The following is a 15,178-nucleotide window of genomic DNA, read 5'->3' as shown; positions in this document are numbered from 1 at the left end:
CTCAAGTATTGGGTTGAAGGAGGAATCACCATTGAATAAACGCTTATTCATGGTACCATTAACAGCCGTCATGACCCTGGGTCTTGCTGCATGTAACAGTGGAGAAGAGAAAGCTCAAAATCGTTATTCAGACTCCTACGAGCCGCTTGGCTTCTACTCCAACGATGGACATGGTGGAGACAACCGGGATGAAAGGGACGGACCTCTGACTGAAATGTATGATCACTCTGTCGGAAAAGAGGGGCAGGATATCCGTCAAAAGAAACGTCAGTTCCTTCAAGTGAGGGATGAGAATGGAAATCCGAAGAACCCATCACGACCACTTGCCAATTATGACGAGAATTTCTTAGCACGGGATGGCCGTGCGAGCCACGGGGATGCAAATTATCATGGTCATTTGGATGATAATACCCGGGATGCGAGAAGATCTTATTATACAGCTTATGAAGGGGATCTCGCTGAGAAGATAGGTGATGTCACTGGAAAGGTTGAGAACGTCAGTGACGTTCGTGCAGTCGCCTATGGATCGGATGTCCTCATCGCTGTTGAGCTTGATGACCATAGTAAAACCGAGGAAACAAAAGCCCGTGTAAAAGAAGCCGTGCAGCCTTATCTCCACGGAAGAACGGTTTCGGTGGTGACGGATGAAGGGACTTTCAGCCGGGTGAGAAACATTGATAATGACTTGCGGGACGGTGGTCCGAGGGATGCCATCAACTTCGATATGCACGATATGTTCCGATCAGTGAAGGACCGCATCAACCGATAACAAGTATGGACTACTTAAAGAGAGAACTCTCTTGGGTAGTCTTTTTTTTGCTTACGGCCTGCATCTTGTAAGGGGAGGTCCGTCCCTAAAAAGTTTGGGGAAGGTTGGATATTCTTAACAGGCTTTGGTAAGACTAGTGGATAGAGAGTTACATAAATCAAGTTCGAGGTGATCACGATGACGATGAAGGTTCGGATCGTGTTTATGGTGATGTTATTAATCGGTGCATTTTATTTCACGTTTTTTTATACAGAGGAGAAGCAGGCAGCTGACGGAAGCTCTCTTCTTGAGCTGAATGAGACGCCTGCCGAGGTCGCGTCCGCCCATACCGTCACGGTTATTCTGGAAAGAGTATACCTGGATGGGGAAGTGAGTGAGGAAATCGTTCAGGAAACAATCTGGAGCATGGAAGACTTCTGGGCTGCCTATGAAGACTGGCAGCTGATGGATATGACGGAAGACCAAATCGTGTTTCAGAAACAGATGGATGATATCTCCCCGCTCTTGAAGACAAATGGCTATTTCGGAATATCCGATAATGGCGTACTGTCCATTTTCAACGGCAAACCGGGACAGGCGGAGATCATTCAATCCTTCTTCCAGATTGATGTAGAGAAGCTTGAGAGTAAGCGGCATGATGATCTGGTCAAGGGTATCCCGATCAAGTCGAAGCAGGAGTATGAAGAGGTACTCGAACAGTACAAACCTTACTCCGTCCCTAAATAAGAGCGGAAAACCAGTGCACATGCCACTGGTTTTTTTATTGCCGGATTTTCCCCTGCCCAACTGTTTCATTTTTTGATAAAATTAGAACAAGTGTTTCTCTTTCGTCTCCCTTTCCCATCCCTTCAAATAGTGATATGATACAATAGATTTTATATGTCTTTCGGATAGACTCTTTTCGTAAAGTTAGTTGCTGTCATAGAGAAGATAGTAGTAGTAGTTGATTTCCGCTCCAGGATGCTCGCTTTCCGCGGGGCTGGTGGTGAGCCTCCTCGGGCTTTGCCCTGTGGGGTCTCACCTGTCCAGCTATTCCCGCAGGAGTCGAGCACCTTCCGCTCCAATCAACTTTCCAAGCATGTGTTCATTAAAAAAGGGATTCACTAAAGAAATTCCAGCAAAAAACTCTTTCAGGTTGGTAGATGGTACTTTCTTGAGCAAGACCTTTTAGCTCTGTCACGAAAAAACCTTGAAAAATGGTGGGGGGAATTGCGTAGACTCCTGCGGAAAAACGGGCGTGCCGAGACCCCGGAAGCAAAGCTGAGGAGGCTCGGCCGTTCGTCCGCGGAAAGCGAAGCGGTTTCCCCCACCATTCAGCACAGTCTAATGGACAGAGCATCAGGCAGACATTTTGATCAAGAACAACAATTTTTGCCACATGAGTCTTTTGAATATGGATAAGGGACGAAAGATTAAGTTGTGGGAATGATGGGGAGAGAATGAAATGTATGAATATATAAAAGGGACAGTGAGTCAAGTGGGTCCTGAATATGTAGTGGTGGAGAATAATGGGATCGGGTATCAGTTGTATACGGCGAATCCGTTTGTGTATTCAAAATATCAAAATCAAGAGATTCAGATTTTTACATATCAGCATGTGAGGGAAGATCTGATCGCCCTTTACGGGTTTCTTGCCATCGAAGAGAAGCTGCTCTTTATGAAACTATTGAATGTTTCAGGAATCGGACCGAAGGGTGCCCTGGCGATTCTCGCGTCAGGTGCCCCTCAGCAGGTGATCACGGCGATCGAGGAAGAAAATGAAAGTTTCCTGACGAAGTTTCCAGGTGTCGGGAAGAAGACTGCCCGTCAGATGATCCTTGATCTGAAAGGGAAGCTGCAGGATGTTGTGCCGGACTATTTCCCAAGCCTATTCTCAGACCATGGGGAGGCGGAAGCATCACACGGAAGGGATGAGGCATTTGATGAAGCCATCCTTGCCCTTAAAGCCCTGGGATATTCTGAACGTGAGATCAAGAAGATCACCCCTAAACTGAAAGGGGAAGGGCATTCGGCAGACGAAATCATCAGGAAAGCCCTTCAGCTTCTATTGAAGTAAATCCCAGGAAAGGAGGAAATCTAAATGGAAGACAGAATCGTATCCGGCGAATCAGAATTAAATGAAGATTCCTTTGAATATTCCTTGCGTCCTCAGACAATTAAACAATATATTGGGCAAGATAAGGTGAAGCATAACCTTGAGGTTTTCATCGAAGCGGCAAAGATGCGGCAGGAGACCCTGGATCATGTTCTCCTTTACGGCCCGCCCGGGTTGGGTAAGACGACCCTTGCCGCCGTCATCGCAAACGAGATGGGCGTGAACCTGCGCACCACGTCAGGTCCTGCCATCGAGAGACCGGGGGACCTGGCCGCAGTGCTTACGGCACTCGAGCCCGGTGATGTATTGTTCATCGATGAAATCCACCGGTTGCCCCGGGCCATTGAGGAGGTTCTTTATCCCGCGATGGAAGACTTTTGTCTGGATATCGTGATCGGAAATGGTCCGAGTGCACGGTCGGTCCGTTTGGATCTTCCCCCTTTCACACTGGTGGGGGCGACGACCCGTGCCGGTGCATTATCGGCTCCGCTGCGGGATCGATTTGGTGTATTATGCCGATTGGAATATTATAATGAAGAGCAGCTGAACGAAATAGTTCAGCGGACCGCGGCCATCCTGAATACGAAGATCGAAGCGACGGCTTCTGAAGAGTTGGCCCGGAGATCAAGAGGGACACCGCGTATCGCCAATCGATTACTTCGGAGGGTGAGGGATTTTGCCCAGGTGAAGGGAAATGGGGATATCACCACCACCCTGTCAAGGGAAGCCCTCGAGCTTCTTCAGGTCGATAAACTCGGTCTTGATCATATCGACCATAAGCTCCTGAAAGGGATCATCGAACGCTTCAGGGGAGGACCTGTGGGACTCGATACCATCGCCGCAAGCATCGGAGAGGAGTCCCATACGATTGAAGATGTGTACGAACCGTACCTTTTGCAGATTGGATTCATCCAAAGGACGCCAAGGGGGAGGGTCGTCACCCATCTCGTGTATGACCATTTCCAGCTGGAGGTGCCGGAGAATTGACGGGGTTGCCTAAAATAGTCATGATCATCGGTGGAATCATTCTTGTAATCGGCTTCCTGATGCAATTTATCAAAATAGGGAAGCTTCCTGGTGATATTATCATCAAAAAAGAAAATGCGACATTTTATTTTCCACTTATGACTTCTATTCTGTTAAGTGTTATACTTTCCGTTGTGTTTTATTTCATCGGGAAATTCAAATAGGACTCATGAGTGAGATTTACATAAGCTAGGTGACGAACTGTGAAAGTAGAAGATTTTGATTTTCATTTACCTGAAGAACTGATTGCCCAGACGCCTCTTGAGAACCGTTCTGAGAGCAGGTTGATGGTGTTGGATAAAGAAGATGGTTCCATGGATCATATCCGTTTTAAACAGATTACCGATTACCTGGAAGAAGGGGATTGCCTCGTACTGAATGATACAAGAGTACTGCCGGCCCGCCTTTTTGGGCAAAAAGAAGATACAGGTGCCAATATTGAAGTGCTGCTTCTGAAACAGGAGGACGGTGATCAGTGGGAGACCCTCGTGAAGCCTGCCAAGCGGATCCGGGTCGGAACGGAAATCGTATTCGGGGACGGTAAGTTAAAAGCAACCTGTGTGGACTTAAAGGATCATGGAGGGAGAATCCTCGAGTTTCAATACGAGGGGATTTTTTACGAAGTCCTGGATGAACTGGGCGAAATGCCTTTGCCGCCGTATATCCGTGAACGACTGGAAGAACAGGATCGCTATCAGACCGTATTTGCACGGGAAAGGGGATCAGCGGCTGCTCCGACGGCAGGGCTTCACTTTACGGAAGAACTCCTCGATGAGTTGAAGGAGCGGGGAGTGCACATTGCATTCATCACCCTGCATGTCGGGCTCGGGACGTTCAGGCCGGTTTCCGTCGAGACCATCGAGGAACACGATATGCATGCTGAGTTCTATCAGGTATCAGAAGGGACCGCCCGCCTTTTAAATGAGGTAAGGGAAAATGGGGGCCGAATCATCACGGTCGGCACGACATCCACCCGTACCCTTGAAACGATCGCATCAAAGCACGGCACATTCGTCGAGGAGAACGGCTGGACGAATATCTTTATCTATCCCGGATATGAATTCAAAGGAATCGATGGACTGATCACCAATTTCCATCTGCCGAAATCGACCCTGATCATGCTGGTCAGTGCCTTTGCCGGGAAGGAAAACGTCATGCATGCCTATGAAACCGCCGTTAAAGAGAAATACCGCTTCTTCAGTTTTGGAGATGCCATGTTGATTAAATAAAGAACGAAAACCCAATGGAAATTGGAAGGAGAATTCCCAAGTTGACTGCAATAAGATATGAATTGATTAAAACATGTAAACAAACCGGTGCAAGACTGGGCCGTGTGCATACGCCACACGGTTCATTCGAGACGCCTGCCTTCATGCCGGTAGGAACGATGGCCACGGTGAAAACGATGTCCCCGGAGGATTTAAAATCCATGGAATCCGGCATCATCCTTAGCAATACGTATCATCTATGGTTACGTCCGGGCCATGAAATTATCAGGGAAGCGGGCGGCCTTCATAAATTCATGAACTGGGACCGTGCCATCCTGACCGATTCAGGCGGCTTTCAGGTGTTCAGTTTAAGTAAGCTTCGCCAGATTGAAGAAGAAGGAGTCCATTTTCGTCATCATCTAAACGGGGATAAACTTTTCCTCAGTCCGGAGAAAGCGATGGAGATTCAGAATGCACTGGGATCTGATATCATGATGGCATTCGATGAATGTCCACCGTATCCTGCTGAATATGACTATATGAAGAGTTCTGTGGAGCGTACTTCACGCTGGGCGGAGCGGTGTCTTGAAGCACATCAGCGACCGCAGGATCAGGGATTATTCGGTATCGTGCAGGGTGGGGAGTACGAAGAGCTTCGTAAGCAAAGTGCCCGTGACCTTGTTTCGATGGACTTCCCTGGCTATGCCGTCGGTGGACTATCTGTCGGGGAGCCGAAGGACGTCATGAACCGCGTACTTGATTTCACGACGCCGCATCTTCCTTCGGATAAACCTCGTTACCTGATGGGAGTGGGATCTCCCGATTCATTGATCGATGGATCGATACGGGGGATCGACATGTTCGATTGTGTCCTGCCTACCCGGATCGCCCGTAACGGGACGCTCATGACAAGTGAAGGACGCCTGGTCGTGAAAAATGCCAAGTTCGCCAGGGATTTCAGGCCGATCGATGAGAATTGCGACTGCTATACATGTAAAAATTATAGCCGTGCGTATATCCGTCACTTGATCAAATGTGACGAAACGTTCGGAATTCGCCTTACGACTTATCATAATCTTCATTTTCTGTTAAAATTAATGGAGCAAGTCAGACAAGCGATTCGTGAAGATCGTCTAGGAGACTTTAGGGAAGAATTTTTCGAGCAGTACGGCTTCAACCGTCCTGATGCGAAAAACTTCTAAAAAGCATGCTATAAATAGATCATGGAAAGGAGGGGAATAAAGAATGGGAGGAAGTTTAGGAACAATACTACCTTTAATATTAATGTTCGTTCTGTTTTACTTTTTACTGATCCGTCCTCAGCAAAAGCGTCAAAAAGCGATCTCAAAAATGCAAAATGAGCTTGCGAAGGGTGATAGAATCATCACGATTGGCGGTTTACACGGATCGATCGATGCCATCGAAGAAGGTAAAGTAGTCATCCTGTGTGGTGACGGCAGCCGTCTTACATATGATCGCAATGCGATCAGGGAAGTCGTTAGAGCAGAGCAGGTATAATAAAAAAGGGTTCCTCCTGTAAAAGTGCCAAGGCACGTTGGGAGGGACCCTTTTTTTATTTATGGATGAACTAGCTTTCCCTTGGACTGCCACTCAAATTGACACCAAGGATCCCGCCCATCATGGCTGTGAGGATGTAGCAGCCGTGGTAGATGAGCTGTTCCATTGAGAACAGGCTATCGTATCCCAGGTATTGAAATAAGAAAATCACCAGAGTGTAAATGAGTCCTGTCGACCCTCCAAGCACCCATCCTTTCGTCTTTCCTTTTCCACCTGACATGAATCCACCAACAAATAACGAAAGAAACGATATGATCGTGACAAACAATGTGATGGAGTTTTCAGTAAGATCGGTAAACCGGAGCAGCAAAGAGAATAATAAGCTTGCGACAATCGCTATGACAAATATGGTGGTGGTTCCGTACAGAACGGCACCACCCATTTTTTTTGCTTCGATGACGGTCCTCTCCCTTCTATCTCAATAATTTTATTCCGTATTAGTACAAGCATATTCCCCGTCTTCTGAAAAAAGACTAGAAATTTTCCGTGGTCAAGCCTCATAGACTAGTATGAAACTTCCTGGAGGATAAGGAGTGAGTGACCATGTCTCCGTTGATGGTATTGATCGTGTTCGTTTCTGTATATATTTTGTTAATGACCGAGAAGTGGAATCGGGTGCTCGCTGCCATGACCGGTGGAGTCGCCATGCTATTAATAGGGGCTTTTCCCATCGAAAAGGCCCTGTTTACGTATATCGATTGGAAAACGATCACGCTTCTGTTTTCCATGATGCTGATCGTCACGATCACGAGCAAAACGGGGGTGTTCGAGTATGTCGCCATTCGGATCGCTCAATGGGTGAATGGGAATGGACTGGCACTCCTCATCCTGTTCTCCTCCCTCGCAGCCGTGGGATCCGCCTTCTTGGCGAATGTCACCATCGCCATGCTGCTCGTTCCGATTCTATTCAAATTGACCAGGCTTCTTGAACTGCCGCCCATCCCTTTTTTGATCATGACGATCCTCGCCTGTAATATAGGGGGGACGGCCACCCTGATCGGTGATCCCCCGAATATGATGATCGGCCAGGCCGTGAAGCACTTTACATTCAATGCCTTTCTTGAAAATCTGCTGCCTGTCGTGTTGATGGTTTACGGAGTGACGCTACTGATCATGTGTGTTCTGTACAGGGAAGTCCTTCATGTGAAAGAAGACAGGAAACTGCTTCTGAAAGGGATCGACCCTAAAGGTTACTTAAAGAAAAACAACGGATTGCTCCAGTCCATGTTCGTCCTGGGATTGGTGCTGGTGGGCTTTTCCGTGTATCCGGTGTTTCATTTGGATGTGACGACGGTATCACTAGCCGGTGCCGTTCTGCTCATGCTGCTCCTTGAGAAGATTTATCCTCCCGAGAAGATTTTGAGGGAGGTGGAGTGGGGGACACTGTTTTTCTTCATGGGTCTGTTCCTTCTTGTCGGAGGAATCGAAGAAGCGGGCTTCATCGATGAAATCGCCCGTGAGATCCTGCGTGCAACCGATGGGGATATGAAGAAAACGGCCTTTGTGATCCTGTGGGGAACGGGCATATTGTCTGCGGTGGTCGATAATATTCCGTTTGTTGCGGCGATGATTCCCGTCATCCAGGAATTCGGTGAATTCGGGATGGTCAATATGGATCCATTATGGTGGTCATTGGCTCTTGGTGCCTGCCTTGGCGGGAACGGCACACTTCTCGGTTCTTCTTCAAATCTCGTCATTGCTGGACTTGCATCCAAGGAAAATGTACATATTAAATTTCACCACTATTTACTGATCGGTGTCCCCGTCACCATCATTTCCCTTGCCGTTTCCACCGTCTACGTTTACTTTAAGTACATCCGCCCGTTTATGGGTGGGTAAATATTCCTCCGATTAAATTTCTCCTTCTGTCGATACTACATAATGACATGTGTATGGGAGGGAAAAGTAGTGGAGGAATATTTCATCATCATTTTACGCACTCTTTTTCTATATTTTTTAATCATCTTTATATTCCGGGTCATGGGGAAGAGGGAGATCGGAGAATTAAGCATACTGGATCTCGTCGTCTTCATGATGATTGCCGAGATGGCGGTCATGGCGATTGAACAGCCGGATGATCCGATCATTCATACGGTGCTTCCCATGGGGGTCATCGTCCTCGTACAGATCCTCTTTGCATGGTTTTCCCTCAGGTCCAAGTCCTTCCGGGAGCTGCTGGACGGAAAGCCCACCGTCATCATTCATAACGGGAAAATCGACGACAGAGCGATGAAGAAACAGCGATACAATTATGACGATTTACTCCTTCAATTAAGAGAAAAAGATATCTTTAATCTTGCAGATGTAGAGTTCGCCATTTTAGAGCCTTCGGGGAAACTCTCTGTATTAAAGAAAGATAAAAAGTCTCCGCATTCCCTGACCCTGCCGCTGATTCTCGATGGACAGGTCCAAACAACGCATCTGGACATGATCGGAAAAACATCCTTCTGGCTGCGAAAAGAACTGAGGGAACGCGGCTTCAAAAACATCCAGGAAATCTCCTTCTGCAGCTTTCAAAACGGGCAGTTTTATATCGATGAAAAAAATCATTCATAAAAAATACTCCTGAACATTTGTTAAGGAGTATTTTTTATGGGAGAGACTATGGAGTGATGAATCTCCGGATGAACGGAATCCGGATAAGATCACTTTTGACGATAAGCTTCAGGGCGATGGAGAGAATGGTGTAGATGACCGTGGAAGTCACGACTCCGAATAGTAAACGGATGACGGCGGACTCACCTGCGAATAAGTAAAGATACGAAAAGTGGCCCCATACACCCGTAATCAATAGGACAAGGACCGTTTTCACATAATCCCGTGCGTAAATCGTCATCGGGATATACTTCAGGATGGTCATGAAATGAAGCAGGGTCACAAGCAGGAATCCTGTGACGATCCCGAGTGCCGCACCGTTGATCCCGAATGCCGGCTGTGAAGCGAGGACAAAGATGACGCCCGTTTTGACAACGGCTCCGATCAAGCTGTTGATCATCGCGGCCCTCGCCAGATTCAATGCCTGCAGAACGGCCTGTAATGGCCCCTGATAGTAATAGAATAAAAAGAAAGGCGCCATGATCATCAGGAACCCTGCACCGTTTTCATTGCCGTACATGACCTGCATGAGGGGCTTTGCATACACATAAAGAATGACGACGGAAATGCCGCCGGTGATCAAACAGAATCTGAGCGCCTGCTGAAGTCTGTGTTCGATGAGAGTGAAGTTTTTTTGAGAGTTGGCTTCACTGATGGCCGGGACAAGAGATTGAGATAAGGAAAGGGTCACGAATGATGGAAGAAACAGGAGGGGCAGGGCATATCCTGTCAGGGACCCGTACTGCTTCGTCGCCATTCCCGCCGCCACTCCGGCGATGGCAAGGCTATTGGCCACCACAATCGGTTCAAAAAACCATGCGATCGATCCGATCATTCTGCTGCCTGTCGCCGGCAGGGCCACGCTCATGAGTTCGTTGAACGTTTCCCGGCCATTTCGGATCGATGTAAAGAAATTGCGCCGGATCTTGAACTTCTTCTTTAACTTAAAGCTTGCGAACAGATAAAGGAGGGAGGCGAGTTCCCCAAGCACCGACGCCACCATGGCAGCAGCTGCTGCATATTCGATCCCGTAAGGAAGGAAGGTCTTGGTCAAGACGGCAATCAGCGTAATGCGCACCACCTGCTCGATGACCTGGGAATAGGCGGATGGTTTCATGTTCTGCCTGCCCTGGAAGTAGCCCCGGATGACGGAAGAAATGGCGACGATCGGGATGATCGGAGCGATGGCAACCAGCGGATAATAGATCCGGTCGTCCGTGAATAATACGTCTGTTAAGTATGGGGCAAGCAGGATGAGTGCCGGGGTGAAGATCATCGATAACCCCACGGTGATGGACAGGGAGACCACCAATATTTTTTTTACCTTTCGGATATCGCCCTTTGATTCCGCTTCTGCTACATTTTTCGAGATGGCTACCGGGAGTCCCATTTGGGTGATGGTGATGACGAGTATGAGGGTCGGGAAAGCCATCATAAAGAGACCGACGCCTTCTTCCCCGATGAATCTGGCGACGACAATCCTGTTGACAAACCCTAATATTCTAGTAATAAAGGCGGCCATCATTAAGATCATGGTGCCTTTCAGAAATTTTGACATAAAATTCCCTGCCTTCTCAAAATTGGTATAATCGTATACAATGATGTATATGCACAAGGGTGGACAAAGCATGACAAGTAGTGAATAATTCCGGCTAAATATAGCCCAGATGGGGTGAACGGGGAATGAAGAATAATCAGCATCCTTATGACCGTTTTTATGAATCATTAGTACCAGCGCTTGTTAGCAAAGTAGAAGAATTCGAAGTGTTTGGCTACGGAAAGGCAGACACTGACCGCCTATGGGCCTACTTAACGAAGAAAAAATGGAAGAAACCCGAGGTGGATGTGAAATTCTTTCAATTGGTGAGTGATGTACTGACGGTCAAGCCCGGGGAGTATATGAGCTTTGAAACCATCGAAGCCTACAGGTCTCCCAACTGGTTTGCCGAAGTGAATGAAGAGGAGTTGAATGAGCTTCTTCGTCCCAATAAGAATGGAAAATAGCCTGAAAAGAAATTGACACTCTTTTCTTTCTCGTAGATAATGATAATGTTGAAGAATTCAGGAATTATATTACTTTTTGAAGCACATAGTTCGTATGGTTTTTAAAACGGCAAGGAGGATCTATACATAATGGTAAAGCGTGGCCGAATAATTGCCTTCTTTATACTTGTGGTATTACTTGCAGGTACTATGGGAGGAACAACGAAGAGTATTGTAGATAACATTAAACTGGGATTGGACCTGCAGGGCGGGTTTGAAGTCCTTTATGAAGTCCAGCCGATCAAAAAAGGTCAGGAAATCACGAAGGAAACCGTCGCCAATACAGCCGACGCACTGGACAAGCGTATTAACGTGCTGGGTGTCAGTGAACCGAATATCCAAATCGAAGACGGGAACCGGATCCGGGTTCAACTTGCCGGGGTGGAGGACCAGAACGAAGCAAGGGAAATCCTCTCCACTCAAGCCAATCTGACGTTCCGTGACGTAAACGATAAAGTCCGTCTGGATGGATCGGATATTGTGTCGGGATCTGCGAAACAAACGTTTGATGACAAAAACAATCCGATCGTTTCTTTAAAGTTAAAAGATCGTGAAAAATTCTATGAATTAACGAAAGAAATAACTGCCATGGCTCCCCAGAATCAGCTGGTCATCTGGCTTGATTTCGAGGAAGGAAAAGATTCCTATAAAGCGGAAGCGGGGAAAGAAGACCCGAAATTCTTATCGGATCCTGCTGTAAGGCAGCCGATCAACTCCGATGAAGTCATCATCGAAGGGAACTTCACAGTCGAGCGTGCCCAGAATCTGGCGTCGCTCTTGAATGCAGGGGCACTTCCGGTCAAACTGGATGAAATATATTCGACATCCGTTGGAGCCCAATTCGGTCAGCAGGCACTGGATAAAACCGTGACAGCGGGGATCATCGGGATCGCGATCATCTTCTTATTCATGATTGCGTATTACCGCTTCCCGGGACTGATCGCAACGATCACCCTCTCTGTTTACATTTACTTGATCCTGTTGATTTTCGACATGATGAACGGGGTCCTGACCCTGCCGGGAATCGCAGCGCTTATCCTCGGTGTCGGGATGGCCGTTGATGCCAATATCATCACCTATGAACGGATCAAGGAAGAGATGCGCGTCGGAAAACCGATTCGTTCTGCATTCCAGGCCGGTAATAAATCATCATTCTTAACGATCCTCGATGCGAACGTGACGACGATCCTCGCAGCGACCGTCCTATTCTTCTATGGGACAAGTTCGGTCAGAGGATTTGCGACGATGCTGATCGTCAGTATCCTGACAAGCTTCATCACAGCCGTCTGGGGCTCCCGTCTATTACTTGGCCTATGGGTCAACAGTCGTATCTTTAACAAAAAGCCGGGCTGGTTCGGCGTCAAAAAATCCGAAATCAAGGATCTGGCAGAGAACTACGATACACTGGATCTGCCTACCCGTTTCGACCGATTTGATTTTGCTGCCCAGCGCAAGAAATTCTTTACGCTGTCAGCTGTCCTCATCACAGCGGGGATCATCATCCTTGCCATCTTCAGATTGAATCTTGGCATCGACTTTGTCAGTGGTTCCCGTATGGAAATCCTGGCTGATCAGTCCCTGAAGACAGAACAGGTCAAAGATGAACTGAAAGAAATAAAACTTCCTTCTGATGACGTGGTCATTTCAGGGGACAAAGAAAATATTGCTGTTGTCCGCTATAAGGATGACTTGAATAAAGATGATATTGCCAAGCTGAAGGATCACTTCAATAAGCTTTATGGAGCAGAGCCTAGCATCAGTACCGTATCTCCCGTCATCGGGAAGGAACTCGCCCAGAACGCCATGATCGCTGTGGCGATTGCTTCTGTCGGGATTATCATTTATGTGACGCTCCGCTTCGAATGGAGAATGGCGCTTGGAGCGATCCTTGCCCTCCTGCATGATGCATTCTTTATCATTGCGTTCTTCAGCTTGACAAGGCTTGAAGTGGATATCACATTCATTGCAGCCGTGCTGACGATTGTCGGTTATTCGATCAATGATACGATCGTTACTTTCGACAGGCTACGTGAAAATCTTCATAAGAAGCGTCGCCTGAAGACGGATAAAGACATTGAAGAGGTAGTGAACCAAAGTATCAGACAAACGATGGGCCGTTCAGTGAATACGGTATTGACTGTCGTGTTCACGGTCATTGCACTCATGATCTTCGGAAGTGAATCCATCCGCAACTTCTCCATCGCTTTATTGGTCGGATTGATTTCAGGTACGTATTCTTCCGTATTCATTGCTTCCCAGGTATGGCTGGTGATGAAGAAGAAGGAACTGAAGAAAAAAGGTACGATCAAAACCGTAAAAGAAAAGAAAACGTGGTCGGATGAACCACAGGTATAAACCTGATAATAGGTCCGGGGAGTGTCTCTTCCCGGACCTATTCTTTTTTGTTTTTTTACGGCATTGGGTTACAATAATAAGAGTTCTAAGGGAGGCGACACGAATGAATCATGAAGATCGTTTTAAGAAAGCGGAGTTCGCTGCCATGGTCGGCGTGGTAGGCAATATTGCACTGGCCATTATCAAGTGGACCGCCGGTATTTTAGGAAATAGTAGGGCGCTCATTGCAGATGCGGTCCACTCAGCATCGGATGTAGCAGGATCCCTTGCCGTCTTTATCGGCCTGCGTGCCGCCAAGCAGCCCCCGGATAAGGACCATCCCTACGGTCATGGGAAGGCTGAGTCCATCGCCGCAATCATCGTGGCTGTCCTGTTATTCCTTGTGGGAATTGAAATCGGGAAATCATCGATTGAATCCTTCTTTCACCCGCTCTCTCCTCCGACAGCGATTGCGATCTATGCTGTCATCATCTCCATCGTTGTGAAAGAAGCAATGTTTCAATACAAATATCGATTGGGTAAAAGGATAAAGAGTGATGCATTGATTGTAAATGCATACGAGCATCGTTCGGATGTCTTCTCTTCGATTGCGGCCCTGGTGGGGATTTCTGCCTCGATCCTGGGAGGGAAATTCGATATCGGCTGGCTTGTATACGCGGATCCGGTCGCGGGACTATTCGTTTCCCTGCTTGTCCTCAGAATGGCATGGCATTTAGGGGCGGAATCCATACATACGACACTGGATCATGTGATGCATGAAGAAGATATCCTGCCATTTCGCAAGATTGTCGAGTCCGACCCTGAAGTGAAGAGCATCAACGAGCTTCATGCAAGGGAGCATGGACATTACGTCATCATTGACCTGAAGATTAGTGTCGACCCCTTCATGACTGTAGAAGAAGGTCATCGAGTGGGGAAAAGAGTCAAAGAGAAGCTGATGGAAGAATCAAATGTGAATGATGTGTTCATCCACATCAATCCGTTCAATCCTGCTTCTGAAGAAAGCGATGACCAAATAGACTTAAGTTAAAGGGAGGGAATCCTCATGAAATTTCAATGGACGTTATTATTGGGCATTTTCTTTGCATTGGTCGTTTCGATATTTGCCGTCATCAACGTCGATCCCGTCACCGTCAATTATCTGTTCGGAGAATCCGACTGGCCTCTTATTTTAGTTATCCTTGGATCTGTCTTCATGGGCGGGATCATCGTCGGCTCCGTTGGACTGTTCCGGTTATTCGTTATCCAGCGTAAGGTCAAATCCCTTGAAAAAGAAAATATGTTATTGAGGGAACAGGCAGAAGGGATGCACAAAGAAAAGACGGAAGATATCCCATTAAAAAAACGTGCCCCGGACTCAGTAGGGGATGTGGGGGAATAAGGAAGCTTGGTGGCTATTTTGCCGCCAGGCTTTTTTTAATGGGTTTGTGGTTGGAGGTAGGGTGGAATTGGTAATCGGCTGGATTTATCCCGAGTTCCCATCCGTCCCACCCCAAAAACAGCCGGACA

The 15,178-nt window shown here is 47.4% G+C and carries 17 protein-coding genes; 15 read left to right on the top strand and 2 right to left on the bottom strand.

From position 1 onward, the window contains the following. Positions 1 to 31 precede the first annotated feature (31 nt). The 9 genes from CN378_RS15265 (at position 32) to yajC (ending at position 6,616) form a co-directional block, all read left to right on the top strand. On the top strand, positions 32 to 769 hold the full coding sequence (locus CN378_RS15265) for a YhcN/YlaJ family sporulation lipoprotein (protein WP_098353267.1): 738 nt from the start codon (positions 32 to 34) through the stop codon (positions 767 to 769). A gap of 177 nt (positions 770 to 946) precedes the next feature. Beyond that, positions 947 to 1,495 carry an intercompartmental signaling factor BofC gene (locus tag CN378_RS15260; protein ID WP_098353265.1) on the top strand — a complete coding sequence of 183 codons (549 nt, stop codon included), beginning with the start codon at positions 947 to 949 and terminating at the stop codon, positions 1,493 to 1,495. Positions 1,496 to 1,978: 483 nt separating this feature from the next. After that, a complete protein-coding gene (locus tag CN378_RS22340) occupies positions 1,979 to 2,170 on the top strand; it encodes a hypothetical protein (RefSeq protein WP_142323616.1) in 192 nt (63 codons plus the stop codon). A gap of 43 nt (positions 2,171 to 2,213) precedes the next feature. After that, positions 2,214 to 2,825: a Holliday junction branch migration protein RuvA gene (ruvA, locus tag CN378_RS15255; RefSeq protein ID WP_098353263.1), complete on the top strand. Its 612-nt coding sequence runs from the start codon at positions 2,214 to 2,216 to the stop codon at positions 2,823 to 2,825. Between the two features lie 24 nt (positions 2,826 to 2,849). Beyond that, entirely contained in the window at positions 2,850 to 3,851 is a 1,002-nt protein-coding gene (gene ruvB, locus CN378_RS15250) for a Holliday junction branch migration DNA helicase RuvB (RefSeq protein WP_098353261.1), read from the top strand. Continuing rightward, the gene (locus CN378_RS15245) at positions 3,848 to 4,054 is read left to right on the top strand and encodes a DUF2905 domain-containing protein (RefSeq protein WP_098353259.1); all 207 of its coding nucleotides are present in this window, start codon (positions 3,848 to 3,850) and stop codon (positions 4,052 to 4,054) included. The genes ruvB and CN378_RS15245 overlap by 4 nt, the downstream gene beginning before the upstream one ends. Before the next feature lie 39 nt (positions 4,055 to 4,093). Continuing rightward, on the top strand, positions 4,094 to 5,119 hold the full coding sequence (gene queA, locus CN378_RS15240; RefSeq protein ID WP_098353257.1) for a tRNA preQ1(34) S-adenosylmethionine ribosyltransferase-isomerase QueA: 1,026 nt from the start codon (positions 4,094 to 4,096) through the stop codon (positions 5,117 to 5,119). A gap of 41 nt (positions 5,120 to 5,160) precedes the next feature. Next, on the top strand, positions 5,161 to 6,300 hold the full coding sequence (gene tgt / locus CN378_RS15235) for a tRNA guanosine(34) transglycosylase Tgt (protein ID WP_098353256.1): 1,140 nt from the start codon (positions 5,161 to 5,163) through the stop codon (positions 6,298 to 6,300). Positions 6,301 to 6,343: 43 nt separating this feature from the next. Then, positions 6,344 to 6,616 carry a preprotein translocase subunit YajC gene (yajC, locus tag CN378_RS15230; RefSeq protein ID WP_098353254.1) on the top strand — a complete coding sequence of 91 codons (273 nt, stop codon included), beginning with the start codon at positions 6,344 to 6,346 and terminating at the stop codon, positions 6,614 to 6,616. A 70-nt stretch (positions 6,617 to 6,686) separates the two neighbouring features. Here yajC and CN378_RS15225 read toward each other — a convergent pair whose 3' ends face one another. Next, positions 6,687 to 7,058, bottom strand: a complete 372-nt coding sequence (locus tag CN378_RS15225) for a TIGR04086 family membrane protein (RefSeq protein ID WP_098353252.1) — start codon at positions 7,056 to 7,058, stop codon at positions 6,687 to 6,689. 161 nt (positions 7,059 to 7,219) lie between these two features. On the opposite strand from CN378_RS15225, the gene CN378_RS15220 reads away from it, so the two are divergent. Continuing rightward, positions 7,220 to 8,515 carry an ArsB/NhaD family transporter gene (locus tag CN378_RS15220; protein WP_098353251.1) on the top strand — a complete coding sequence of 432 codons (1,296 nt, stop codon included), beginning with the start codon at positions 7,220 to 7,222 and terminating at the stop codon, positions 8,513 to 8,515. 42 nt (positions 8,516 to 8,557) lie between these two features. Continuing rightward, positions 8,558 to 9,232 (top strand): DUF421 domain-containing protein, encoded by a 675-nt coding sequence (locus CN378_RS15215; protein ID WP_098353250.1) that lies wholly within the window; start codon positions 8,558 to 8,560, stop codon positions 9,230 to 9,232. 46 nt (positions 9,233 to 9,278) lie between these two features. Here the strand turns inward: CN378_RS15215 and spoVB are convergent, their stop codons facing one another. Next, positions 9,279 to 10,829 carry a stage V sporulation protein B gene (spoVB, locus tag CN378_RS15210; protein ID WP_098353248.1) on the bottom strand — a complete coding sequence of 517 codons (1,551 nt, stop codon included), beginning with the start codon at positions 10,827 to 10,829 and terminating at the stop codon, positions 9,279 to 9,281. Between the two features lie 125 nt (positions 10,830 to 10,954). Between spoVB and CN378_RS15205 the strand changes: the two genes are divergently transcribed. The 4 genes from CN378_RS15205 (at position 10,955) to CN378_RS15190 (ending at position 15,050) form a co-directional block, all read left to right on the top strand. Then, the gene (locus CN378_RS15205) at positions 10,955 to 11,275 is read left to right on the top strand and encodes a post-transcriptional regulator (protein ID WP_098353246.1); all 321 of its coding nucleotides are present in this window, start codon (positions 10,955 to 10,957) and stop codon (positions 11,273 to 11,275) included. Positions 11,276 to 11,404: 129 nt separating this feature from the next. Beyond that, entirely contained in the window at positions 11,405 to 13,669 is a 2,265-nt protein-coding gene (gene secDF, locus CN378_RS15200; RefSeq protein WP_098353244.1) for a protein translocase subunit SecDF, read from the top strand. Between the two features lie 103 nt (positions 13,670 to 13,772). Next, a complete protein-coding gene (locus tag CN378_RS15195; RefSeq protein ID WP_098353242.1) occupies positions 13,773 to 14,699 on the top strand; it encodes a cation diffusion facilitator family transporter in 927 nt (308 codons plus the stop codon). 15 nt (positions 14,700 to 14,714) lie between these two features. Continuing rightward, positions 14,715 to 15,050, top strand: a complete 336-nt coding sequence (locus tag CN378_RS15190) for a LapA family protein (protein ID WP_098353241.1) — start codon at positions 14,715 to 14,717, stop codon at positions 15,048 to 15,050. Positions 15,051 to 15,178 lie beyond the last annotated feature (128 nt).

Origin of the sequence: Bacillus sp. AFS015802, from assembly GCF_002561455.1 — a bacterium.
GTDB lineage: Bacteria > Bacillota > Bacilli > Bacillales > Bacillaceae_B > Rossellomorea.
The sequence above is the reverse complement of the archived record's forward strand: the minus strand, read 5'-3'. Positions and strand labels throughout refer to the sequence as shown.